The organism is Devosia litorisediminis (assembly GCF_018334155.1).
Lineage (GTDB): Bacteria > Pseudomonadota > Alphaproteobacteria > Rhizobiales > Devosiaceae > Devosia > Devosia litorisediminis.
Genome location: NZ_JAGXTP010000002.1, coordinates 266443 through 288543, shown reverse-complemented (window position 1 = coordinate 288543; position 22101 = coordinate 266443). Strand labels below are relative to the sequence as shown.

At 60.3% G+C, this 22101-nt stretch carries 23 protein-coding genes; 3 read left to right on the top strand and 20 right to left on the bottom strand.

From position 1 onward, the window contains the following. Positions 1 to 15: 15 nt before the first annotated feature. From KD146_RS14215 to KD146_RS14170, 10 genes are read right to left on the bottom strand one after another with little or no spacing between them, the layout of a single operon-like run. Positions 16 to 786, bottom strand: a complete 771-nt coding sequence (locus tag KD146_RS14215) for an enoyl-CoA hydratase/isomerase family protein (RefSeq protein ID WP_212659482.1) — start codon at positions 784 to 786, stop codon at positions 16 to 18. After that, positions 783 to 1979, bottom strand: coding sequence for a CaiB/BaiF CoA transferase family protein (locus tag KD146_RS14210; RefSeq protein WP_212659481.1), 1197 nt, complete (start codon positions 1977 to 1979; stop codon positions 783 to 785). The genes KD146_RS14215 and KD146_RS14210 overlap by 4 nt, the downstream gene beginning before the upstream one ends. A gap of 16 nt (positions 1980 to 1995) precedes the next feature. Continuing rightward, on the bottom strand, positions 1996 to 2760 hold the full coding sequence (locus KD146_RS14205; RefSeq protein ID WP_212659480.1) for an SDR family NAD(P)-dependent oxidoreductase: 765 nt from the start codon (positions 2758 to 2760) through the stop codon (positions 1996 to 1998). Beyond that, a complete protein-coding gene (locus tag KD146_RS14200; protein ID WP_212659479.1) occupies positions 2757 to 3938 on the bottom strand; it encodes an aldose 1-epimerase family protein in 1182 nt (393 codons plus the stop codon). Before KD146_RS14200 ends, KD146_RS14205 begins: the two co-directional genes overlap by 4 nt. Positions 3939 to 3970: 32 nt before the next feature. After that, complete coding sequence (locus tag KD146_RS14195) at positions 3971 to 4303, bottom strand: L-rhamnose mutarotase (protein WP_212659478.1); 333 nt, start codon at positions 4301 to 4303, stop codon at positions 3971 to 3973. Further along, the gene (locus KD146_RS14190) at positions 4303 to 5352 is read right to left on the bottom strand and encodes an ABC transporter ATP-binding protein (RefSeq protein WP_212659477.1); all 1050 of its coding nucleotides are present in this window, start codon (positions 5350 to 5352) and stop codon (positions 4303 to 4305) included. Before KD146_RS14190 ends, KD146_RS14195 begins: the two co-directional genes overlap by 1 nt. 4 nt (positions 5353 to 5356) lie before the next feature. Next, entirely contained in the window at positions 5357 to 6190 is an 834-nt protein-coding gene (locus KD146_RS14185) for a carbohydrate ABC transporter permease (protein ID WP_212659476.1), read from the bottom strand. Between the two features lie 9 nt (positions 6191 to 6199). After that, positions 6200 to 7114, bottom strand: a complete 915-nt coding sequence (locus KD146_RS14180; protein ID WP_212659475.1) for a carbohydrate ABC transporter permease — start codon at positions 7112 to 7114, stop codon at positions 6200 to 6202. A gap of 55 nt (positions 7115 to 7169) precedes the next feature. Continuing rightward, positions 7170 to 8423 (bottom strand): ABC transporter substrate-binding protein, encoded by a 1254-nt coding sequence (locus tag KD146_RS14175; protein WP_249327877.1) that lies wholly within the window; start codon positions 8421 to 8423, stop codon positions 7170 to 7172. 36 nt (positions 8424 to 8459) lie between these two features. Then, positions 8460 to 9623: a mandelate racemase/muconate lactonizing enzyme family protein gene (locus tag KD146_RS14170; RefSeq protein WP_212659473.1), complete on the bottom strand. Its 1164-nt coding sequence runs from the start codon at positions 9621 to 9623 to the stop codon at positions 8460 to 8462. Positions 9624 to 9701: 78 nt separating this feature from the next. On the opposite strand from KD146_RS14170, the gene KD146_RS14165 reads away from it, so the two are divergent. Then, positions 9702 to 10379 (top strand): GntR family transcriptional regulator, encoded by a 678-nt coding sequence (locus KD146_RS14165; protein WP_345790828.1) that lies wholly within the window; start codon positions 9702 to 9704, stop codon positions 10377 to 10379. Here the strand turns inward: KD146_RS14165 and KD146_RS14160 are convergent. From KD146_RS14160 to KD146_RS14140, 5 genes are all read right to left on the bottom strand, one after another. Continuing rightward, positions 10376 to 11065, bottom strand: coding sequence for an ABC transporter ATP-binding protein (locus KD146_RS14160; RefSeq protein ID WP_212659472.1), 690 nt, complete (start codon positions 11063 to 11065; stop codon positions 10376 to 10378). The genes KD146_RS14165 and KD146_RS14160 overlap by 4 nt on opposite strands. Beyond that, on the bottom strand, positions 11062 to 12267 hold the full coding sequence (locus tag KD146_RS14155; RefSeq protein WP_212659471.1) for an ABC transporter permease: 1206 nt from the start codon (positions 12265 to 12267) through the stop codon (positions 11062 to 11064). The genes KD146_RS14160 and KD146_RS14155 overlap by 4 nt, the downstream gene beginning before the upstream one ends. Positions 12268 to 12270: 3 nt before the next feature. Beyond that, positions 12271 to 13368 carry an efflux RND transporter periplasmic adaptor subunit gene (locus tag KD146_RS14150; protein WP_212659470.1) on the bottom strand — a complete coding sequence of 366 codons (1098 nt, stop codon included), beginning with the start codon at positions 13366 to 13368 and terminating at the stop codon, positions 12271 to 12273. A gap of 16 nt (positions 13369 to 13384) precedes the next feature. Continuing rightward, a complete protein-coding gene (locus KD146_RS14145) occupies positions 13385 to 13756 on the bottom strand; it encodes a hypothetical protein (protein ID WP_212659469.1) in 372 nt (123 codons plus the stop codon). Between the two features lie 207 nt (positions 13757 to 13963). Then, positions 13964 to 14587, bottom strand: coding sequence for a DUF930 domain-containing protein (locus KD146_RS14140; protein ID WP_212659468.1), 624 nt, complete (start codon positions 14585 to 14587; stop codon positions 13964 to 13966). A gap of 627 nt (positions 14588 to 15214) precedes the next feature. Here KD146_RS14140 and KD146_RS14135 point away from each other — a divergent pair. Both KD146_RS14135 and KD146_RS14130 read left to right on the top strand, forming a co-directional pair. After that, positions 15215 to 15841 carry a cytochrome c gene (locus KD146_RS14135; protein WP_345790826.1) on the top strand — a complete coding sequence of 209 codons (627 nt, stop codon included), beginning with the start codon at positions 15215 to 15217 and terminating at the stop codon, positions 15839 to 15841. A 190-nt stretch (positions 15842 to 16031) separates the two neighbouring features. Continuing rightward, positions 16032 to 16727 carry a c-type cytochrome gene (locus tag KD146_RS14130; RefSeq protein ID WP_249327876.1) on the top strand — a complete coding sequence of 232 codons (696 nt, stop codon included), beginning with the start codon at positions 16032 to 16034 and terminating at the stop codon, positions 16725 to 16727. A 36-nt stretch (positions 16728 to 16763) separates the two neighbouring features. On the opposite strand, the gene KD146_RS14125 is transcribed toward KD146_RS14130, so the two are convergent. The 5 genes from KD146_RS14125 to KD146_RS14105 all read right to left on the bottom strand — a co-directional run bounded on the left by KD146_RS14125 (position 16764) and on the right by KD146_RS14105 (position 21988). Then, complete coding sequence (locus KD146_RS14125) at positions 16764 to 17258, bottom strand: DUF305 domain-containing protein (RefSeq protein ID WP_212659466.1); 495 nt, start codon at positions 17256 to 17258, stop codon at positions 16764 to 16766. An 84-nt stretch (positions 17259 to 17342) separates the two neighbouring features. Beyond that, entirely contained in the window at positions 17343 to 18794 is a 1452-nt protein-coding gene (locus KD146_RS14120; protein WP_212659465.1) for a multicopper oxidase family protein, read from the bottom strand. A 536-nt stretch (positions 18795 to 19330) separates the two neighbouring features. After that, positions 19331 to 19720, bottom strand: a complete 390-nt coding sequence (locus tag KD146_RS14115) for a c-type cytochrome (protein ID WP_212659464.1) — start codon at positions 19718 to 19720, stop codon at positions 19331 to 19333. Next, on the bottom strand, positions 19717 to 20562 hold the full coding sequence (locus KD146_RS14110) for a WD40/YVTN/BNR-like repeat-containing protein (protein WP_212659463.1): 846 nt from the start codon (positions 20560 to 20562) through the stop codon (positions 19717 to 19719). Before KD146_RS14110 ends, KD146_RS14115 begins: the two co-directional genes overlap by 4 nt. Before the next feature lie 181 nt (positions 20563 to 20743). Continuing rightward, positions 20744 to 21988 carry a L,D-transpeptidase family protein gene (locus KD146_RS14105; RefSeq protein WP_212659462.1) on the bottom strand — a complete coding sequence of 415 codons (1245 nt, stop codon included), beginning with the start codon at positions 21986 to 21988 and terminating at the stop codon, positions 20744 to 20746. Between the last annotated feature and the right edge of the window lie 113 nt (positions 21989 to 22101).

The following is a 22101-nucleotide window of genomic DNA, read 5'->3' as shown; positions in this document are numbered from 1 at the left end:
GGGTGGCGAAATGTCCTAACGGCGTTTGAAGGTCGGAAGGCGCTTTTCCTTGAAGGCGGCGCGGCCTTCCCGGGCGTCGTCGGTGGCAAAGCAGATAGTCTGCAGATCGCGCTCATAGGTGATGGCGTCAGCAGTGGATTTGTCCCAGGCGGCGCGCAGATTGAGCTTGGCGGTTTCAGCCGCAATCGGGGCGCGGGCAGCGATGGCCAAAGCGATCTTTCTGGCTTCATCGAGCAGGCTGTACTGAGGCACAACGCGGCTGACCAGTCCCCAGCGCTCGGCTTGGAGCGCATCGATGGGATCGCCGGTCATGATCATCAGAGCGGCGTTGGACGGGCCCACCGCGTGGGCGAGATTGACGGCCATGCCACCACCGCCGATCCAGCCCAGCTTGATTTCGGGCGCGGCGAAGCTCGCCGTATCGGCAGCAATGCGGATATCACAGGCCATGGCAGTTTCGAGCCCGCCGCCAAACGCATAGCCGTTGACCGCGGCAATGGATGGCTTGAGCAGCGCCCGGATCGCATCGCAATAGTCAGGGCGGTTGCGGAAGTTCCAGGGCGTGTCGTAATCGTCGAGGACCCGGATATCGGAGCCGGCCGAAAAGGCCTTGTCGCCCGCGCCGGTGAGGATGACGCAGCGAATAGCATCATCGGTATTGAAACCGGTGACGGCCTCGACCAGCGCGCTGGCCATTTCGGGCGTCATGGAATTGAGCTTTTCGGGCCGATTGATGGTGATGATGCCAACAAAGCCGTCGCGCTCAATTTTGATGTTGTCGCTCATAACTGTCCCTCCTGCAGCACGGCTTTTGATGCCAGCAGCGCATCGATAGCGGCGTCGGCAAAACCGGCTTCGCGCAGCACGTCGCGGGTGTGCTCGCCGGTCAGGGGCGCGCCGCGATCCACCGTCGAGGGCGTCTTGGAAAACCGGATCGGGAAGCCCGGGGTTTTGACATGACCTTCGGTGGGGTGGTCATATTCGACAAAGGTGCCGTTGTGCTTGATCTGCTCGTCCTCGATCAGATCGGCATAGCCATAGACCGGGCCACACCAGATATCGGCAGCACGCAGTTTTTCGAGCCAGGCGGCGGAAGTATCGGTCTTGAGCCGCTCACGCGTCTTGGCAAAAATCTCGTCGCGACGCGACCAGCAATCAACCTCGTCATCCATGTCAAGGAAGCTCGGTTCGCCGATGACCTCGCCCAATGTCGTCAGCTTGGGGAAGGCGACAATGATGAAGCCATCGCTGGTAGCAAAGGCGCCATAGGGCGCGCGGATATAGACATGGGCGTGCGGTTCGGCGGAGCGGGTCTGTGGTTTTTCGCCGACCGAGAACACCGAGAGTTCCTGCATCTGGATGGTGGTGATGGCGTCGAGCATATTGACCGAAACCATCTGGCCTTCGCCGGTGCGTTCGCGATGCAGCAAGGCCGCCAGCACGCCTTCGAAGGCGGTATAGGCGGTAATGGCGTCGACCAGATACTGACCGGCGGGGGTCGGCGCTTCGCCATCGCGGCCCGCCGAGAGCATGGCGCCCGACATGCCCTGGAGCACCAGATCCTGACCGGGGCGGTTCACATAGGGACCGTCTTCGCCATAGCCGGAAATCGAGACATAGATCAGCTTGGGATTGATGGCGCTGAGGGTTTCGTAGTCCACGCCCAGCCGCCTGGCGACACCGGGGCGATAGTTCTGCAGGAAGACGTCGGCGGTCTTGACCAGCTCGATCAGCGCCGCCTTGCCATCGGGGTTTTTCAAATCCACTGCCAGCGAGCGCTTGTTGCGATTGAGCGAGAGGAAGGAGACATTGACCTTGTTGCCCTGCGCCCCGCCCGCTGCGACATGGCGCTGCCATTCGCCGGTCACCGGTTCAACCTTGACCACATCGGCCCCCAGATCGCCCAGACGCTGGGCCGCAAAGGGCCCGGCCATGGCGATGGAGCAGTCGAGAACGCGATAGCCGCTGAGAATACCCATGTGAGTTCCGGTCTGGTTAGTGCATGACCCAGCCGCCATCGACATTGATGGTCTGGCCGGTAATGAAGGAGGAAGCGTCCGAGGCCAGGAACATCAGCGCATTGGCGATGTCGGCAGGGCTGCCGCGGCGCTGGATGGCCTGATGCTCGTAGATGCGTTTTTCATAGGCTGGCAGGTCGGGGTGGATCTTTTCGGCGTCTGTGGGGAAGGCGCCTGGTGAGATGGCATTGACGGTGATGCCATGGGCGCCAAATTCGCGGGCCCAGGCACGGGCCAGCCCGATCAGCGCGCCCTTGGACTGCACATAGGGGGCCAGTTCGGACCAGCCGCCCGAAAAAGTCACCGAGGCGATATTGATGATGCGGCCACGGCCAGTGGCCTTCATGTGCGGCAACGCCACCTGCACGCAGACAATGCCGGCCTCGACATTGATGCGCTGGATCAGCTGGATTTCCTCGATGGTGAAATCCTCGAAGGGCTTGGACGGGTAGATTGCGGCATTGTTGATCACGACATCGAAGCCCCCAACCTGTTCGGACAGCGCCTCAAGTCCGCTGCGCAGACCGGCCAGGTCGGACATATCGATCCTGGCCACAGTCAGACCGGGCAGGCCTTCTGCTGCAGCTTCAAGCGCGGCGATCTTGGTGGTGTCGTTGTCGATGGCAACAACTTTTGCGCCGGTGCGCAGGAATTCGAGCGTCGTTTCGAGGCCCAGGCCACCGGCAGCGCCGGTATAGAGAATGGTCTTGCCGGCCAGTGAGCCGAATTGGTCGGTGCTCATAATCGTCCTTCCAGCTTGGCGTGAAAACCCGAGGGCATGGGGTAGTCGCTCTGAGGTTGTTGGGCGATGGCGGTGATGCGCGCTTCAGAAGCCGCAATGGCCTGGGCACCATCGAGCACGCGGAAAATGGTGTCGTAGCGGCGCTCACCGCCGTGTTCGAGCCAGATCATTTCGCCGCGTTCGCGCGCCGCCAGATTGCCCAGAACGTGATGGGTAGAGGGCTCGATGCCCAGCGCATATTGGCCGGCCTGCAGGTTCTGCCACTCGAACTGGCAGGGGAACTGCTCCTTGCGGGTGGTGACCTCAAAGCCCAGACCGATCCGGTCATTGACCAGCGCCACGGGGACTTCGCCGGCTGCGTCGGCGCCCATTTCGTGCTGCCAGACCTGCTCGTGGAAGCCATGCTGGGGCGCGGGCAGCGTGCGATAACCCGTCTGCTGTTTTTCATAGTCAGCGCCAGCATGAGCGGCCCAGACGACGTCGCGGATTGGCGCCAGATAGCGCGACCCGGCGTCGAGCACGGGGTGGCCGACATTGATGTGGTAACACAGCATGTGCGGGGTCTTGTAGAAGCCGTGATTGACCACGCGGTCGCTCATGCGGATTTCATTGGTGCCCACTTCGGCTTCAATGCGGCGGATCAGATGCAGGTCTTCGCCAAACACGGCGGCCTGCTGCACCACACCCTCGGCCCAGAGGAAGCAGCGGTCACCCTCCCAGCGCTCGCCATAGCCGCTCAGCTTGGCGGGAATCGTGCCGACACGGCCATGCAGGGAGTGGCTGACAGTCTCCTTGGGACCATAGACATAATTGTCAGCGGGCACGTCGTTCATGAACAGGATGTGGTCGAGCCCGCAAGTCACCAGCAAGCCGGAAAACGAGCGCGCCCAGGCCAGACCGCCCTCGCCCTCATATTCGTGCAGGCCGGGATGGCGGAATCCGGCGGGCGAATTCCAGCCAATGGACTGGCCCTTGAATTCGCAATCGGCCAGATCAAAGGCGCGGTCGATCAGCACGGTGAAGCGCAGACCGGTGCCGGTGCGGAACTCGAGCATGCGGATGCCGCGCTCAAGCCCGTCGCCCAGCGTCATCAGGCGCACGCCGGCGAACTGGGACAACGCCCCTGCCCGCTCGGCGAGCGCACGACGCGACAGGTTTTCTCCAAACAGTTCAACCATGATGCCTCATCTCGTTGTGGTTTGCCGATGGCTCAATCGAGGTGAAAGATTTCGGGCAAATAGCTCCACCATTCCCCCGGCGCCGCGCTGTCGAGCGGGCTCTGACAGGGATCGGTGAGGGCCAGCCAGCGCTTGCACACATCTGACTGGCCGAGCACGGCCATGTCGGCGGCAAAATCGTTGCCGCCATATTCCCAATAGCCAAACAGCAGGTTTTCCGGCTCGCGCAGATAGATCGAATAGTTGGCGATCTGCGCGGCCTTGAGCGCTGCGTTCATTTCCGGCCATGGCGCGGCATGCAGCCGTTTGTAGTCTTCAATGCGCTCTGGCTTGAGCGCGACGACCATGGCCATGCGCTGGCCCATCAGCGCAACCGCATACCGGCGGCGTTGAACAGTCGGACCTTTTTGGGATCAAACCGGACCTCGATGGTATCGCCCAGACCGCAGCCACCAGCGCGCTGCTCGGCCACCACCGTCTCGCCGGTCTCGAGCACACCATGCACATAGGTGGTGGAGCCGAGCTGCTCGACCAGTTCAACCTTTAGCGGCAGTACTACACCGGTTTCGCTATCTAGATGCTCTGGGCGGATGCCGACGCTGACCTCGTTGCCGTCAACGATCTCGACCGGCGAATCGAATTCAATACCGCCAAAGGCGATGCGCTGACCGGGCAGCCCCTTGCCAGCGGCAAAGTTCATGCGGGGGGAGCCGATGAAGCCGGCAACGAAAGCGTTGGCGGGGTTTTCGTAAAGTTCAAGCGGTGAGCCGACCTGTTCGATCACGCCGCCGCGCAGCACGACGATGCGGTCCGCCAGAGTCAGCGCCTCGGTCTGATCGTGGGTGACGTAAATCATGGTATTGCCCAGCGTCTTGTGCAGCTTGGCAATTTCCACGCGCATCTGGACGCGCAATTCGGCGTCCAGATTGCTCAGGGGTTCGTCGAACAGGAACACCTTGGGATCGCGCACGATGGCGCGGCCAATGGCGACGCGCTGACGCTGGCCGCCCGAGAGCTGGCCGGGCTTGCGGTCGAGCAGTTGATCGAGCTGCAGGATCTTGGCAGCACGGCCGACCTTGTCGTCGATCTCGGCCTTAGGCCGATGCGCCATGCGCAGGCCAAAGCTCATATTGTCGGCCACGGTCATATGGGGATAGAGCGCATAGCTCTGGAACACCATGGCGACGCCGCGATCGGAGGGTTCTTCGTCGGTGACGTCCTTGCCAGCGATATGCACGCTGCCATCAGTGACGTCTTCAAGCCCGGCGATGACCCGCAGCAGGGTGGACTTGCCGCAGCCCGAGGGGCCGACAAAGACCACGAACTCGCCGGATTCGATTTCCAGCGACACATCGCGGATGACGTCGACCTTGCCGAAGCTCTTGTGGATATTCTGCAGTGCGATTTCTGGCATGGTATCAGCCCTTCACGGCGCCAACGGCAATGCCGGAGACGATCTGCCGTTGGAAAATGATGTAGATGATGACGATGGGTGCGGCGGCCAGCACGATGCCGGCCGACAGCAGTGGCACATTGGTGGTGTATTCACCGCGCAGCGCGGCGATACCCACCATCAGGGTGCGCTTGTCCTGCAGCACCAGCAACGAGATCAGCACGTCGTTCCAGCAATAAAGTGTGTTGAGAATGCCCAGAGTGATCAGTGCCGGTTTGCCCATGGGCAGCATGACATGCCACCAGACCTGGATCAGCTTGGCCCCATCGATGCGAGCCGCCTCGACCAGTTCGCGGGGCAGACCGCTATAAAAGGCGGTCATCAGATAGACCGAGAACGGCAGGAAAAACGCGGTGTAGGAGATGATCAGCCCGATATGGGTGTTGAGCAGACCCAGCCCGATAATGGTCTTGTAGAAGGGCACCAGCACCACCTGCACCGGGATCATCAGCGACGCCAGAATGACGATGAAGATCAGCTTGCGCATGGGAAAGCGCAGCACGGCCAGCGCAAACCCGGCCAGCGAGGACACCACCAGCAGCAGCGCCACCGCGCCGACGGTGACGATCACCGAATTGAGGAAATAGGTGTCGAGGTTGGAGCGGGTCCAAGCCTGCACGAAATTGTCGAAGGTCGGCGCTGTCGCCAGCCCGAAGCGATCCAGAATGTAGCTCTTGGAGGTCTTGAGCGCATTGTTGATGGCAAAGAACACCGGATAGACGCAGCTGAGCGCCAGCAGTGCCATGGGCACCGAGATGATCCAGAGAATGCGTTTTTCTTTTTTGCCCGCAGCAGCCATGTCCGCCTCCTATAGATTGGCGTTGCGGTTCATGATGCGGATCTGGAGCCAGGCCAGCCCCCCCATCAAGACGAACAGCACCATGGAAATTGCCGCGGCATAGCCGGGCCGGTTCATCTTGCCCTGCTCGAGCCAGATGAGGAATTCGGGCATTGTGGTCGCTGTGCCAGGACCGCCCGCGGTCAGCACATAGATCAGGCCGAACATCGAGGTGAGCACGCCAATGGTGGTGACGACGGCAACGAATTCGATGATGGGGCGCAAGGCCGGAATGATGATGTGCCACCAGGTCTGGCCCAGCGAGGCGCCTTCGAGGCGCGCGGCTTCAATCATGTCCTTGGGCACGGTGGACAGGCCTGCCAGGAAGATCAGCAGACTCATGCCGAAGGTGGACCACAGTTGTACCGCAATCAGGCTGCCCAGTGCGGTGGCGCCAGTGCCCAGCCAGTCGACGGCATTGATACCGAAAAATTTCAGCAGTGCATTGAGCGAGCCATCATAGCGCAGCACGACGTTGAAGATGGAGCCCACAATGACCGAACTGAGCACGGCGGGGAAGAAATAGACCGCCCGGAACAGCTTGCCGCCCGGCACACCCTGATGGATCAGGATGGCCAGCAACATAGGCAGCATGATCCAGATCGGCAGGGTTGCCAGCAGGATCACGGTATTGAGCAGGGATGCGTGAAAGGTCGGATCGCCGGCGATGGCGGCGTAGTTATCCGCGCCGACGAAATCAGCCGTGCCCAGCCCGGTCGAATTGGTGAAAGAGAGCGCAAATCCCCAGATCAGCGGAATGATGCGGAATACCAGCACCAACAGTACCGCCGGCAGCACGAAGAGATAGGCAAAACGGCGTTCGGCGCGAGAGCCCTGCCGGGGCTTGCGTTTTCTGGTCATCGGCGCGGTCGTGGTGGTGGTCATTGATCAGCTTCCGGAATGGGTGGGGCCAAGGCCCCACCCGTGATCGTGCGTTCGATCAGCCCTGCGGCTTGGCTTCGGCCTGCACGGTATCGAGCCGGGCAGCTGCATCATCCACGCTGGTCTCGCCATTGAGCAAGAGCTGGCTCTGACGATGCCATTCTTCGAGCTCCTGAGCGGAGGCATTGGCGTGAGCGGTCGGGGCACTCGATGTGCCCAGCCATTCCAGAATGGTCTTGATGGAAGGGCTGGCCAGACCGGAGGTATCGACCTTGGTATTGGCCGGCACAACGCCGGCAATGTTGACGAAGGTCTGGATCGTGCCGGGCGAAGCGAGTTCAGCAACGAAGGCCTTGGCCAGATCAACATTGGCCGATGCCTTGTTGACGCCGTAACCGATGCCGCCCGAGACGGGGACCTTGGGCTCACCTTCGGTTTTGTCGGCAGCGATGGTGGGCGAAGGATGGCGGAAGACGCCCAGATTGTCGGCACCGAGGAATTCGTCAAACTGCTTCCAGTGCGCCACGTCGGAGAGCAGGCCGATGGTGCTGGCTGCTTCGCCGCGCATGAACATCTCGTATTCGTCCATGAACTTGGCAGTGGAGTTGGCACCCTGCGGGTACCAGCCATTGGCCTGGGTATCGACCCATGCCTGCAGGATCGCCTTGATCTGCGGGCTGGACCATTTCAGCTTGCCGGCGGTCCAGTCAGCCTGTTCCTGGGCGGTCAGCGAGGTGGCCGCCACCGAGGACAGGAAGAATTCGGCGCCATAGCCTTCCTTGTTGCCCAGAGCAAAGCAGGGCACGGCGCCCTTGGCCTTGATCGCCTCGCACGCGGCTTCAAGTTCGGCCCAGGTGGTGGGCGGGTTTTCGGCATCAAGGCCCGCCTCGGTGTAGCGGCCCTTGTTGTAATAGACCACGAAGCCCTGCAGCGTCAGCGGCAGCGCATAGAGCTTGCCGTCGTCGCCAGCGAATTCTTCAGTGCCGATCAGGTCGGCGCCTTCGGCAGTCAGGTCGACCAGCGCCTCGATGCGGGCCTTGGCCTGGGCGCCACCATTCATCAGAAACACGTCCGGGCCCGCGCCCGAGGACAGCGCTGTACCGAGCAGGGTGTAATACTGGTCATTGGGCTGAAAGACATAGTTGATCGTGGCGCCGGGATGGGCGGCCTCAAAGGCGCTCTTGGCCTGATCGAAATAGGCTGCCGCTACCGGGTCGCCAGACTTCCAGTCCCAGACGGTAATTTCCTGGGCCAGCGTGGGGCTGGCTGCCAGCAGCGCGGAAAGCGCGACGAGTGTGTGAGTCAGTTTCATCATTGTCTCCTCCATGATGGGCGTCGGCAGCACCGGTTAACCCCGGCTGGCTGCCAATTTCGGTGCGCTTCTGACGCGCGGATTGTGAGGGGCCTCGCCCAGTTCGGCGCGGCTCAGCAATTTGGGGCGGCGCCATTGGGTGCGCGCGGTTTCGCTGAGCACCAGACCGTGGCCGGGACGATCGGGGGCATAGGCCCAGCCGTCGCGAATTTCGATGGGCTGGTCGACCAGATGGTCAAAGTTCTGGAAGGAATATTCCAGCCACTCGACCTCGGGCAGCGCGCAGGCGGCGTGGATGCCAACCTCAAGAAAGGTATTGCCGAGCGACACCGGCACACCCAGATCGGCGGCGAGCCAGCCAACGCGCATGACGTCGGTGACCTGACCATGGACGTTGAGAATGTCGGTACCACCAGCAGCCATCAGCGCGCGCTTGCCCGAGACATCGAGATACTCGCCCGAATTGATCTGGGTCCATGGTGCGCTTTCGCGCAGCAGGCGCAGGCCATCGATGTCGTGACGCAAGATGGGGTCTTCGACCCAGAGCAGATCGTAGCCGGCAGCTCGGAAGGCTTCGAGCTTGACCAGTGCCTCCTTGGCACCCCAGGCCTCATTGGCGTCGACCATGAATTGCGCGCCGGGCCGCACGACATTGGCAAGCAATTGCATGCGGTGCAGATCGCGCTCGAAATCGGCATGACCAACCTTGATCTTGAAGGCGGTGTAGCCGAGCTCGTCGGCATGGGCGAAGAAATCGGCAAAGGCGTCATCATCGAGATGGAAGTCGAGGCCACTGGCATAGGCCTTGACCCGCTCGCGCTGGCCGCCAAGCATTTTGTGCAGCGGCAGATTCACCTGCTTGGCCGCCAGATCCCAGAGCGCCACCTGCAGCGCCTCATGGAATGGCAGCGAGAAGCTCCGCTGTTTGCCGCCACGCGGCCGCCCGACACGATTGCACAGCGCCACGGGCGGCTGACCTTCTAGATCAGGCCAGGCTTCGGAGAGAAAAACGCGCTCGATTTCACTTTCGTCGGGCAGCGGATGGAACAAGGTCTGGATAAAGCCCAGGCCCACCTCGCCGCTATCGGCAATCAGCTCTAGGGCAGCTACATTGGCGTCGTCGGCGCGCACCTGGCTGTCGCCGATCACGCGATCACGGGCAAACTGGAAACGGGTAATCCTGAATTCGGTAATGCGCATGATGTTATTGATCGACCAATTCGTGTTACTGATATATCAGTGATACGAGTTGATAGACCATTGTTTGGAGGACCGCAAGTGGGTGCAGATGTAGCAGCAGGGACTGGGGGCAGCAGACGGCTCAGCGATGTGGCCTATACGCGCATCCTGGAAATGCTGTTCGCGCGACGGCTGCCTGCCGGCGCCTTCGTGTCGCAGAACGATCTGGTCAAGCTACTCGATATTCCGGTGGCGCCGCTGCGGGATGCGCTGAAAATCCTGGAAACCGAGGGCGTGCTGACCATTCATCCGCGCTCGGGTATTCAGTTCGTCAAGCCGGGGCTGGAGCTGACGCGCTCGACCTATCAGTTCCGCAGCATCATCGAGCGGGCGGCGGTTGCGGTCTATGCCGAAACGGCCGAGGACGCCGAGCTTGCCGAGATCGAACGCCGCCATCTGACGCTGATCGCTGCCATTGAAAGCGACGGACTGACCGATGTGGGCAAGAGCGAACTCGAGAGCCTGGAGCAATTGCTGCACAACGCCATTATCGGGGCGCTGAACAACCCACTGATCGAAACCAGCTACAAGCGCATGCATAATTATCTGCGGCTGGTGCGGCTCGATCGCAAGCTGACCGCCCCGCTGGCGCAACGCTCGCTGCGCGAGCACATGCTGATCATCACCGCCTGCAAGGCACGCGATCCGGCGCAGGCCGAGGCGGCGCTACATGCCCACTTTTCGGCGGCCATGCAGCGCCATATGGGGCTGTTCTAGCTTTGGGACTGGCTTGCGGTGCGACCGTCAAGCACCCGGACCTGGCGGCGACAGGTCTCGGCGATCTTTTCGTCGTGGGTGGAGATCAGGAAAGTGGTCTGCTCGTTGTCATTGATCTCGGCGATCAATTCCATCACCTGGGTGGCCGATTCCCGATCGAGATTGCCCGTGGGCTCATCGGCCAACACCAATTCGGGCCGGTTCATCAAGGCGCGGGCGATGGCGACGCGCTGTTTCTGACCGCCTGACAGCTTGGTGGCCACAAAATCGGTGCGATCCTGCAGCCCCACCCGCGCCAGCAGTTCCCGGCCCCGATCGCGGGCGGCGCGTGTTTCGCGCCCTGCCGCCACAGCAGATGGAAAGATGACGTTTTCCAGCGCGGTGAAATCGGGCAGCAGGTGGTGGAACTGGAAGACGAAACCGATATGACGATTACGGAACTCGGTGAGGTTGCGGTCATCGGCAGTGGTCAGATCCTGCCCCAGCATGATGTGCTGTCCCGAGGTGGGCTTCATCAGCGTGCCCAGAATGGTCAGCAGGGTCGACTTACCCGAACCCGACGGCCCCAGCAAGGCTGACAGCTCCCCGGTTTCCAGTGACAGATCAAGCCCCTTGAGCACGCGCGTTTCCGCATCCCCCTCGCCATAGGTCTTGACCAGATCGCGGACGTCCAGCAGCGCACTCATTGACCGATCACCGAAACGGGGTCGACGCGGGCTGCCGAGCGCGCGGGCAGAATAGAAGCGAGGATGGCGCCCAGGGCGGTCAGGCCGATGGCCAGACCATAGGCGCCCTGGCGCACATCGACCGGCAGGCCGCCGGGCGGGGCCAGCTCGGGGACCGGAAAGGGCGAGAGAGCGGCATAGCCGAGCCCGGCACCGATGAGACCGCCCAGTATGCCGATCAGCGAGCCCTGGGTGACAAAAACAAAGATCACAAAGCCACGGCTGGCGCCCATGGCGCGCATGATGCCGATCTCGGGGCGGCGGCGATACGTGGAGAGCAGCAGGGCACTGGCCACGCCGATGACAATGGTAATCAGGGCAAAGGCCTTGATCAGGGTGCCCGAGCTGCCTTGCGCCTGCAGGCCAGAAAGCAATTGTGCATTGCCCTCGGTCCAGGAGGTCGCCTGCAGTCCGGTTTCAGCCGCGATGCGCGCGGCAAAGGCATCGGCCTGATCAAGATCATCGAGCTTGATCTCAATGCGCGAAATACCCTGCGGCAGTTCGAACAGGGTGCGGGCCGTGGCCAGGCTGACAAAGGCGGCGCGACTGTCGAGTGCATCAAGGCCAAGCTCGAATATGCCGCCAACCACGAGCGCGCGCTCGACGCCGCGATCAGACTGCAGTCGGGCCACCTGCCCCACACCAATGCCGAGATCGTGCGCCAGCGTCTTGCCGATGATGACGGTGGAATTGCTCAGATCAGTGCTGCCATCAACCAGTGCTTTTTCGATATTGGCGATGGCGGAGACCTTGCCGATCTCAACCCCGGTCACGCCGACCGGAGCGGTCACCATGCCGCGCACCAGAAAGCCATTGCCGACAATCTGCTGGGAGGTGACAGCCACACCAGGTAATGCCTCGATCACCGGCACGAAGGCATCGGCGGTGCGCAATTGTTCGCGCTGATTGGTGACGCGCTGCTGCACCACCAGCACGCCGGCGCTATCGGGCAGCAGCGATACGGCATCGCGGCTGGGCGCCTGGACGGTAACATGGGCAATGTCACCAACCGTGCGCTGCACCAGATAGACGGCCAAGCCACCGATCAGCGCGCTCATGAAGATGAAAACAAACACGCCCACGGCCACGCCAGCAATCAATAGCCCGGTCTGGGCCTTGCTGGCGGTGAGATATCGCATGGCAATCTTGAGGCCGTAGAGCATTGGCTATTCCGCCACCACGCTCTGGCCCGGCGTCACACTGGTCGGATCAAGAATGACCTGATCGCCAATGGCCAGGCCCTGGGTGACGATGACGCGGTCAGCAGGCCAGTCGGAGAATTCGATTTCACGCGCAACCGCCAAACCATCCTGGACCAGCAGCACATGGCTCTGAGTGTCTTCGGTCAGGATCGCACCGCGCGGAATGGCCAGGGCGGCGTCGGTTTGCGCCACAATGATATTGGCGTTGACGGTCAGGCCCACGGGCAAATCGACAGGCTGGTCAAAGGCGATCTTGATGGCCCTGCCCCCGGTGCTCGGATCAACCGTGGGCGCGGCAAAAACCACCGTGCCATGCTGGGGGACGGTATCACCAACAGGTTTGAGCAGAGCCTTCAGGCCCTGCTTGATGCGGGCAGAATAGAGTTCGTCGACATCGGTTTCAACCAGCAACTGGCTGAGATCGGCGACGGTGAACAAAGCCGTCTGGGTGTCGATCAACTGGCCCTGATCGACCGAGCGGTCCAGTACGGTGCCGCTGAGCGGGGCGGTGATGGTGTATTGGCTGAGCTGGCTTTGCACTTGCTCCAGGGCTGCGGTCAGCCGCGCAACCTCGTTGCTGGCGGCGGTGAGGCTGCGTTCGGCATCTTCGCGGGTGGCGCGGGTAGCGTTATCACCCAGAGCACGGGCCCGGTCCGCATCGGCCTGCGCCTGAGCCTGCCTGACCAGTCCGGCTGCGCGGGCCGCCTGCGCCTGATCCACCAGCGCCTGGGGCTGGGCGGTGTCGACTTGCACCAGCAGATCGCCCAAGGCCACGCTGGCGCCTTCACGAGCCCCGACATTGGTGACCAGACCGGATACAGCAGAGCGGATATTGACCACATCGCGGGCAGCCACCCGCCCATTGACGGCCAGCAATTGGGAGACCGGTGCTTCGGACACGGTTTCAACGGCCACGGCGGTCGGTTTGGTTTCCCAGGGGCGCTGCACATAGCCATAGGCGCCCGCGCCGACCAGCAGCACCAAGAGTACGATCAACCAGCGCCAGTTTCGGCGACGACGGCGCACTGGCTGGGGATTATCCGCGTGCTGGGGTGACGCCATTGCTGTGTGTCTCGGGTTAACTACTCAAACTGATACGAGCGTTGTTCCCCATTGGATTGCAAGCACCATCGCGGCGGCCGATCGGTTTGCCGCAACAAAGCCCGCATGACACGGACTGCCTTTGGCAGTGGTGGCTGAAGTGATGTTTGAAAAGAAGTGGCGCGCCGGTCAGATCAGAACTGCAAACTCTTACTCCATTGAAATCAATAGATAGTTCTGTGAAACCGATGCTCAACAGCGACATCATGCAGGACATCCGCCCGCCCGCAATAATGAGGCCGAGGCTGTCATCTAATCGCATGTCGTTTTGCAACGCCTTTTTTGGCGCCGATGGGCGTCGTTTACCAGGAGCAGTGTCATCTCCGCGGACGGCATTGAGCTGCCGCATGGCGGGGCTTCGCAGGGGAACCTTTCTATGTGTGAAGCGCACGCATCGTCTAGTCAGGGCAGATGGTGCAACAGCCTCCGCGGAATGGTCTTCGCCACGTCCCGGCAGGAACGCCTGGGCGCGTCGAAAGACTGACGCGGGTGGTTTTGGATCAAGCCAAGGCTTCAGCCTCGCGCTGGAAAGACTGACCGGATTTCAGCCCATCGATCAGTCGTCGTCGAAATCTTCTGTTATCAAGTTGTGGCTCTCCCAAGCGTCTTTCGGGATTGCCCTGCCAAGACGAAACTTGAACGCGGCAACGCTTTCGAGATCGTCTCCAACAGTGCATTCAAAGCTAATTTCGAACCACCTCCTATCCGCACGGTAGGCGCCGTTCGGTGCTTTCATGACGACTCCAGATATCGAAGTATTCCCAAACGCACTGGGCACTGCAGAGTCAGCCAACGCTGCGGCACCGCTTAACCGCACCTGTTCCAGCGCTTCAATGCTGCACAGTTGGGTAATTCTCTCGTATCGGTCCAGTCGCGGCAGCATCTCTCGGACTTCCCGATTAGCTGGATCGTGCAGTATGTCGCTCGCCAGCAAATTGACCGCATCGGTCATATCATCGGGGTTGTTGGTAGCTGGCATGGGCGCGACCGACTTGGGTGCCACAAGAGGTGGCGTAGCGGTCTGGGGAGCAGAAACTTGTGCAGTTAGCTGCCCCGTATCGGGTAGCGGTTCTGTGGGGGCCGCCCGTTGCGCGGAAACCAGATCCACCGAGATGACGCGCTGGCGTGGGCTGGACAATTGCCGGGACACAGGAAAGGCCAGCAAAGCAGCAACGAGCATGACGTGCCCTGCGATCGAGATTGCTCCGGGGCCCCACATCGGACTTCTCATGGGGAAAGCAATTGGCATGGGCATAGGTTGGACTGTTGGCCGTAAAGATCGGATGATGCGCAATCCAAGCCAAAGCTCTCCTCGCCCGGATTGCCCTGGACTTCAGTTAGCGCTTTGTTAACCTGAAGACGGTGTGCTGTCGCTTGAGTTCGTGCGCAAGACACTCAATCGTCATCGGGGCGAACAATAGGATACATTGGTTGAAGTCGTTCCGCTGCATCGTCCACCTTCTTGCCATGTGCTTAGTGATATACCTGGGCAGTGCTCCTGCCCATGCGGCGCCAGACCTGGACCATGCCCAATCGGTGGCGGCGCATGTCGATTTGGTCCCAGAGCTCAATGGGACCGACCATCATCAATCGCCTGGCTCGCTGGTACACTGCGGCTCTCCCATGATCTTCGCGGTGTTGTTAGTCGAACACTGTCGAGTTGCAGACCGTATTGGCTTTGTCCGCCTACTCAAGACCCGCAGTGCCGCCATCGGCCCTCCGCCGGATATTCGTCCTCCGCGCCCCTAACCACCGACCATCTGGTGCGGCCGTCCTAACGGCCAAGGAAACTTTGCGGGAAAATTTTATGAATAGAATCAGTGTATTCGCTTGGCTAGTAGCCGGCGGAATTGCGCTTGGAACAAGCGTAACGGCAACGGGTCACGGGGGTGCAACGGGAATCGTTGCAGACCGGATGATGGGCATGATGATGCTCGCCGAGCAGGTGAAAGCCCTGACCCCGCTGCTGGAAGGCGGAGGACAAGTCGAGCAGGCAACCATCGTGGAAGCGGCCGGTATGATCAGCATGCATGCTGGCAACGCTATGACAGACCTGTTTCCGGAAGGCAGTTTGGACGCACCGTCCGTTGCGCGGCCCGAGATATGGCAGCGCTGGGAAAAATTCTCCGACTATTCGAGCCGCTTGGCAGAGTTAGGCGACGAGCTTGCCATGGCGGCAGAGCCAGCTCGTCTTGGACTTGAGCCAACTGCTGCTGAGGTCGTGGAACAGCCACCGACAGAATGGGAAGCAATGAGCTTTGAGGGCCTGATGGGGCTTCCAAGCGAGGAGCAGGCAAGCTCGGACGCCATTGATTCCCTGATAGCCAGCTCGGCGCCTTCGGGCGATATCGCCGCGCAGCCCCGCGAGCCAAAGCAGATTGTTGCCGAGATCACGGCAACTTGTTCTTCCTGTCATGCAGCGTTTAGGCGGTAGCATGAAACGGCTATATTTATTGTCGATCTTGACCGTTTTCGCTGCGGCTATGGCCGTGCTTGCCTTGGTGGTTTGGCCTCTCCCCGCAACGCAGTCGGTACCCGAGCTCAAAGGGGATGCAAAGCGGGGAGCCTACTTAGCCAGGTTGGCGGGCTGCGTAACCTGCCACACGGCGCCAGGCGGGAAACCAATGTCTGGTGGAGCGGCCCTGGAATCAAAATTTGGCAATTTCTACGCCCCCAACATCACCCCGGATGCCGGGTATGGCATCGGACGCTGGACATTTCAGCAGTTCGCACGCGCGGTACGCCAAGGCGTGTCGCCGGACGGGGAATCCTATTACCCCGCGTTTCCCTTTGAGTTCTACGCCAGTCTGACGGATCGGGATCTCGCCGATATCTGGGAAGCTCTTCAAGCGGTGCCTGCCGTAGCGGCGCCGTCAACGCCCAACGCCGTCAAGTTCCCGTTCAATATCCGGCTAGGGTTAAAGCCGTGGCGGTCACTGTTTGAAAGAGTTTACACCTACAAAGAGGACCCTTCGCGATCTGAGGCCTGGAACCAGGGCAGGTATCTTGTTTTGGGACCAACACATTGTGCGGCGTGCCATTCTCCGCGAAATCTCGCCGGTGGTTTGGCGCCTGAAGGAGACCTCAGCGGTGATCCTGTTATGCAGGACGGCGGTGCATCCCCTTCAATAACGTCGCATGATCTGCTGGCTAATGGGTGGACGAAAGAAAACCTCGTTTCGGCGTTGAAAACGGGCGTTCTGCCAGATGGAGATACACTTGGAGGCTCCATGGCTGACGTGGTGCACGGCAGTACCAGATTCCTGCTTTCCAAACATCTTGATGACATGGCCACCTACCTGCTGGACATCAAAGACTAGCGCCGCCCCCAGTTGAAGGAGCGACGCCTAGTAGAGCTATTGAGTGGGAACAGTCGGCGGCAGTTCGTTGGCACCTGCCGCCGGCGGATTGGCCTCGAGATCGGCGATCAGCTGTTTCATTTCGGCTATCTCACGCACCTGAGCCTCAATAATGCCATCAGCCAACTCACGCACGCGCGGGTCTTTAATGTGAGCGCGGGAACTGGTCAGAATGGCTATCGAGTGGTGAGGGATCATGGCCTTCATATAGTCCACGTCGCCGACAGTCTGCTGACTGCGAACCAACCAGAGCGAGCCAGCAAAGATCACAGCTGCGCCCACCAATATGGCGATGTTCACGGCCTTGTTCTTGTACATGGAGAGCATGAACAGCAGCATGATGATGGCCATTACGGCGCCCATCAACAGTGCCATCCAGCCGCGGGTCTGGCTCCAGAAGATGTGGTCGAGTGCAAAAGTATTCAGGTACATCAGGCCAAACATGACGATGGTAGACGTCAGGATCATTGCCGCAAATTTTGCGTAGCTCATGGAGAGCCTCCTTGTTGTGCAGTGTTGGGGTGCTGGCTCGGGTTCCGCGCAGTCATACCGCCGCCCGGAACCCCATGGGTCAGGCTATACGTATCGGACTTCGCCCATCATGCCGGTCGCCATGTGGTAGAGGTTGTGGCAGTGGAACAACCATCTGCCTGGATTATCGGCGTCGAATGCAATTGAAATACGGCCCATGGGCGGCACAACGACCGTGTCGCGGATCGCACCAGCCAAAGGTTTCCCGTTGATATTGGTGACTTGAAAGTGATGCCCGTGCAGATGCATCGGATGGGCCATCATGGAGTGGTTCATCATTTCAAGCTCAATGCGCTCGCCTTGCCTCACCTCAATTGGTCGGGTATCGGGCCAGTAATTGCCATCGATGTTCCAGGCATAGGGAGACATGGCGCCCATCAGCATGACTGACGACTTGGCACTCGAACGTGCTCCCGGGGTTGATTTGGCGCGCAGTACAGCCTCAAGCGATAGGTCGACCGGTCCGATGTCATTGTCTGCGAGCTCGGAAAACCTGGGAATGGTAACGTCGGGCGCGGCGAGGATTACCCCCGTGCGTTCCCGCCCACCTTCCCGCTGCGCAAAGACTGGCACAATTGAGCCGGGAGCAACATCGATCAACAAGTCGATCCGCTGGGCCTGGGCGAGGGGAAACAGAGACCCCTCGACTGGTTCAACATCATTGCCGTCCACAGCAATCACGGTGCCTTGCGTGGCACCAAGGTCAATCCAGAAGGCCGTTGAGGCCGCCCCGTTGATCAATCGCAGCCGCACTCGACCGTTGCGCTCAGCCCGAATGACCTCGGGATCCTCTAAAGTCCGGTCATTGGCCAGATAGGCGTCGTATTCAACATCATTGAGATCCATGGCCATCATGGAGGTCCCACCCATCATGGGGGCGTTGTTCATTCCCGGCATCATCATGCCACCCATCATGCCGCCCATGGACACGCCATCTTGACCGCTTGCGGTCGCGCCTACCAAGTCTTCGAGAATGTCTTCCGGGCTGCGGAAAGCGAAGTCATGAAGCAGCACGGTTGCATCCTGCACGTCGGCGGCTTCGTCTTCGCGTGTCCGTACAATCAACGGGGCAGCAAGTTGGCGCTGCTCCTGGAGTCCGTGGTGGGAGTGCATCCAATGGGTGCCGGGTCGTGGCGCAAAATCGTACTCTCGCATTTCCCCCGAAGCCAAGGGCCCGACGTAGCCTGTGTCCGCGACACCATCGAGATCGGGGGCCGGTGTCTGACCATGCCAGTGGATGATGCTGTCCACATCCAGCTGGTTATCGAGGGTGACCGTGAACGGCTCATCGGCCCCGAGAAACAAACCTTGTCGTCCGTCTGGTCCAGCAAGGCCGTAAACACTGGCAGCTCTGCCAAGAACCTCGATCGTGCGTTTTTCGATCGCCAGGGTCTTGGACTGCGAGGCGCCAAGGGCCCATCGCGACGGCAGGATAGTGGCGGCACCAGCAATGGCCGCAGAACCGAGAAATGCTCGGCGTGAGAGCTTCAGGCTCATGTGAATCTCCATCAAAAGAGGTGTCCGGCATATGCCGGAGTGACATCAATCGAACGGAGCTATGGGCGGGCGGAAGTGGGGAAGCTGAACCGAATGTGCGAGCATCTGGACGAAAGGAATGACCTGTGAATGCTTAACCGACCGGGACCCAAAGCTGTACAACGGCGCCACAATCGCGCACCCGATGCAGTGTGCTCCCCCAGAATGATGAATTGTCCCGTCTTCATGGTCAGACATCGACAGCATTGGGGAAAGTTCTACATGCGGCATCGCCGATGCCGCAATTGGCTGACCTGAGCCATTCACGGTTGCGCCGTGCGCTGGGGCGAACGCAATCAGCTGTCCAAGAAACAGCATCGTGACCAGCAATAGCGTGCCAATTCTGCAGATGACCGGTATCCCCTTTGGTGTCATTCAGCGACCGATGTAGTGGTTACAACCGTGGCAAGGTCAAGATGGTTGCACTGCCAAATCTACGGCGCCGCGGCCGCCCCCCTGCAGCCATTAAGCGGCGGCGGGCCGGCGTAGCGTCTGGTTCACCGTTCCTGCTGGTACCGCCGCTCGCGCTCCGGCCAGCCTTGCTTGATGAACCCCAGTATCGACATGATTTCCGCGTCGGAGAGTGTTTCACCAAAGACCGGCATGTCGGATTCATAGCCAGGCGCTATGGCGCCCAACCCATCTCGGATTATCCTTAGCAATTGCTCGTCTGAATGATGCCAGGTGTGACCCGAGGCGTCGTGCGGGGGCGCCCGACGCCTGCCATCAGGCAAGGGCGACATCCAGTCTGGCTGGCCTTTCAGATCTGCACCGTGACAGCTCGCACAATTGTCTCGATATAGGGCCGTCCCATCGGGCAGTGTGGCTTGGGCAAAAGCTGGCGTCGTCAGAAATGCCGCGACAATGGCGGCCCGCAAAGCAATCATGACCCCAAGGCGCGCCAGGTCACACCGCCGTCTGAGCTGAGCAGAACCGAGCCGTCGTCGAGCACCGATGCCATGCGGTCTGGCGAGGCCTCGTCCAAAGCGATGTGCAGCATCACTTGGTTTCCGAAACTCTCTGAGAGAGCAGACCACTTTCCGTCAGAGTTCCGAGCGAACAGGCCCGCGCCGGCAAAAAACGCATACACCGTTCCCGTAGAGCTCGCCTCTACTGCCGTGACTGGTACGCCCTCGGGCCCTTGAAGTGCCCAGCTTGCACCAAAGTCGTCGCTGAACATCAGGCCCGAACGGGTTCCTGCGTAGACGGATCCGCGAGAGTCAGGTGCAGCTGCGATATCGATCGTGTCGGGAGCACCGGGACCAGTCTGGGTCCAGCTCTCCCCCCCGTCCTGGCTGACCTGGATCCCCCCATAAAGTCCATAGACCGTCTGCCGGTCAGCAGCGCTGACACTCATCGCGTGGAAATCGACTGGGCCATTGCTGCCATCGGCGATGCGATCCCAGTCAGCTCCCGCATTTTCGGATAACAGAACGCCCATATTGCCGCCTTGCACGGGGTGTCCGCTAGCTATGAAGCGGTCTCCCTGAACACGAGTGAACCCCATGAAATCGTCTGGCTGAGAAATCAAAATTGCCTGACCTGCGTCATCGACATTGTAGACCCCGTGGTGCGTCGCCAGGATCACACCGGCCGCCGGGTTCGTTGCGAAGGCTATACCGTGAGCATGCGCCAGTGAGGATATGGGAACACCGTGACTATCAGCACGAACGGCGGGTGCGGACAGCAAGGCAATTGATGACAGAAGGAAAAGGGTAAAGCGGTTCATTTCGGTTCCATTTTTGGTAAGCGGCTTTGGACGGCGAATGTGCCAGTCGCCCAAAGCGGCGAGACCGCACGCACCAGAGCAAGTTCAATGCCGGCTGAGGCGTTTCGCGATCGCGATCGTCAACATATTGGCGACAGGCGGGAGAGCCAGATAATCTGGTCCTTCACGCCTATTCTGAAGGCTATCCCTCGAGATTTACTTTGCCCGCCATATCGAATTCATACACGTCATCGCGGAAGCTGACGGTCCCCTGGCGATTGGCCCATGCCGAAATATAAGTGGTGTGAAGTTCGACAGGATTTTTCACCGCGACGTCCTTGCGCTCGCCACTGGCGAAAATGCCAGCGATCTCAGGTCTTGCCCAATCGCCATTGTCACGCAGCACCCACTCAACGAAATCTTGAACTTCGTCGACACGAACGCAGCCAGATGAATAGAAGCGTGCGTTCTCTCCGAACAATCCCTTGGTCGGTGTATCATGCAGATAGACTGCATGACGGTTATGAAAGTTGATTTTCACATTTCCCATGGAATTGTTTGGCCCAGGATCCTGGCGGAAGTTGTAGTTGACCGCATCTTCAGTTTGCCAGTTGATGTCGGAGGGCTGTAACTGCTTGCCCTGTCCATCATAAATCCTGATATTCTGCTTGGTCAGGTAATCGGCGTCCTCATTCATGTACTTGATCAGATCACGTCGGATAATGCTGACCGGGACGTTCCAGAACGGGTTGAAGTTGATCTCGTGAATACGGCTTTTGAGAATTGGGGTTTGCCGATCTATGCGACCCACGATGGCTGTGTGTCGGCGTGAAACCTTGCCGGCATCGACGGTCTCAATTGACGCGGCAGGAATGTTGACCACAACGTAACGATCCGCCAGCTTCGGGGCCATTGCCTGCACCCGTAACAGGTTCAGGCGCAGCTGGTGCAAGCGAGCCTCGGCCGGCACATTTAGTGCATACCAGGTGGCTTCATCCACCTGGCCGCTAATCAGCAGCCCATGCCGTGCTTGGAACCTGCGTAGGCCGGCATCCAGCGGCGTATCAAATCTGTCGTCTATGCGCTCGGTCAACGGCATGTCCGTCGACGATATCAACCGACGTTTGAGCGCAATTACCGCATCGCGAGCGTTGCCGATGTTTAGTCCATACGCTTCTTGCGGCACCTGTTCCCAACCGCCCGCGAGAACGAACGGCTCATACTGTGCGATAGCGAATTGCAGGTTGTTGGCAGTGTCGTACGACAGGATAGGTTCATTCGTATCCACCGCTTGTAACGCCGCGACGCTATGCGTTTCGCGATCGGTCTGGTCGAGCGTGCGGCTGCGGGACATCATATCCCATATTGATTGCTGAGCGTATCCTGGCTTGGCCAGCATCGCGCCGGCAGCAAGAGGGAGCAATCTTACGAAGTCTCTTCGTTTCATCTTGATTTCCTGATTCGATGTTGGAGCAACGTCAAAAAATCAGGCGGATCTCGGCGGGCGCTCAAGACGGTTCGAAATCGCAGTAGCGGCGTTTACCAGTGGCGAAGAAGCGG

Bases quoted from the DNA above. Each gene is read 5' to 3' on its own strand.
- KD146_RS14175 (WP_249327877.1), bottom strand. From the start codon at position 8,423: ATGAAACTGACTCACACACTCGTCGCGCTTTCCGCGCTGCTGGCAGCC.
- KD146_RS14125 (WP_212659466.1), bottom strand. From the start codon at position 17,258: ATGAGCTACGCAAAATTTGCGGCAATGATCCTGACGTCTACCATCGTC.
- KD146_RS14215 (WP_212659482.1), bottom strand. From the start codon at position 786: ATGAGCGACAACATCAAAATTGAGCGCGACGGCTTTGTTGGCATCATC.
- KD146_RS14105 (WP_212659462.1), bottom strand. From the start codon at position 21,988: ATGAAACGAAGAGACTTCGTAAGATTGCTCCCTCTTGCTGCCGGCGCG.
- KD146_RS14190 (WP_212659477.1), bottom strand. From the start codon at position 5,352: ATGCCAGAAATCGCACTGCAGAATATCCACAAGAGCTTCGGCAAGGTC.
- KD146_RS14185 (WP_212659476.1), bottom strand. From the start codon at position 6,190: ATGGCTGCTGCGGGCAAAAAAGAAAAACGCATTCTCTGGATCATCTCG.
- KD146_RS14140 (WP_212659468.1), bottom strand. From the start codon at position 14,587: ATGCTCGTTGCTGCTTTGCTGGCCTTTCCTGTGTCCCGGCAATTGTCC.
- KD146_RS14110 (WP_212659463.1), bottom strand. From the start codon at position 20,562: ATGAACCGCTTTACCCTTTTCCTTCTGTCATCAATTGCCTTGCTGTCC.
- KD146_RS14120 (WP_212659465.1), bottom strand. From the start codon at position 18,794: ATGAGCCTGAAGCTCTCACGCCGAGCATTTCTCGGTTCTGCGGCCATT.
- KD146_RS14195 (WP_212659478.1), bottom strand. From the start codon at position 4,303: ATGGGCCAGCGCATGGCCATGGTCGTCGCGCTCAAGCCAGAGCGCATT.
- KD146_RS14205 (WP_212659480.1), bottom strand. From the start codon at position 2,760: ATGAGCACCGACCAATTCGGCTCACTGGCCGGCAAGACCATTCTCTAT.
- KD146_RS14145 (WP_212659469.1), bottom strand. From the start codon at position 13,756: ATGCGGCAGCTCAATGCCGTCCGCGGAGATGACACTGCTCCTGGTAAA.
- KD146_RS14210 (WP_212659481.1), bottom strand. From the start codon at position 1,979: ATGGGTATTCTCAGCGGCTATCGCGTTCTCGACTGCTCCATCGCCATG.
- KD146_RS14180 (WP_212659475.1), bottom strand. From the start codon at position 7,114: ATGACCACCACCACGACCGCGCCGATGACCAGAAAACGCAAGCCCCGG.
- KD146_RS14155 (WP_212659471.1), bottom strand. From the start codon at position 12,267: ATGCTCTACGGCCTCAAGATTGCCATGCGATATCTCACCGCCAGCAAG.
- KD146_RS14170 (WP_212659473.1), bottom strand. From the start codon at position 9,623: ATGCGCATTACCGAATTCAGGATTACCCGTTTCCAGTTTGCCCGTGAT.
- KD146_RS14150 (WP_212659470.1), bottom strand. From the start codon at position 13,368: ATGGCGTCACCCCAGCACGCGGATAATCCCCAGCCAGTGCGCCGTCGT.
- KD146_RS14130 (WP_249327876.1), top strand. From the start codon at position 16,032: ATGTCTGGTGGAGCGGCCCTGGAATCAAAATTTGGCAATTTCTACGCC.
- KD146_RS14135 (WP_345790826.1), top strand. From the start codon at position 15,215: ATGAATAGAATCAGTGTATTCGCTTGGCTAGTAGCCGGCGGAATTGCG.
- KD146_RS14115 (WP_212659464.1), bottom strand. From the start codon at position 19,720: ATGATTGCTTTGCGGGCCGCCATTGTCGCGGCATTTCTGACGACGCCA.
- KD146_RS14200 (WP_212659479.1), bottom strand. From the start codon at position 3,938: ATGGTTGAACTGTTTGGAGAAAACCTGTCGCGTCGTGCGCTCGCCGAG.
- KD146_RS14160 (WP_212659472.1), bottom strand. From the start codon at position 11,065: ATGAGTGCGCTGCTGGACGTCCGCGATCTGGTCAAGACCTATGGCGAG.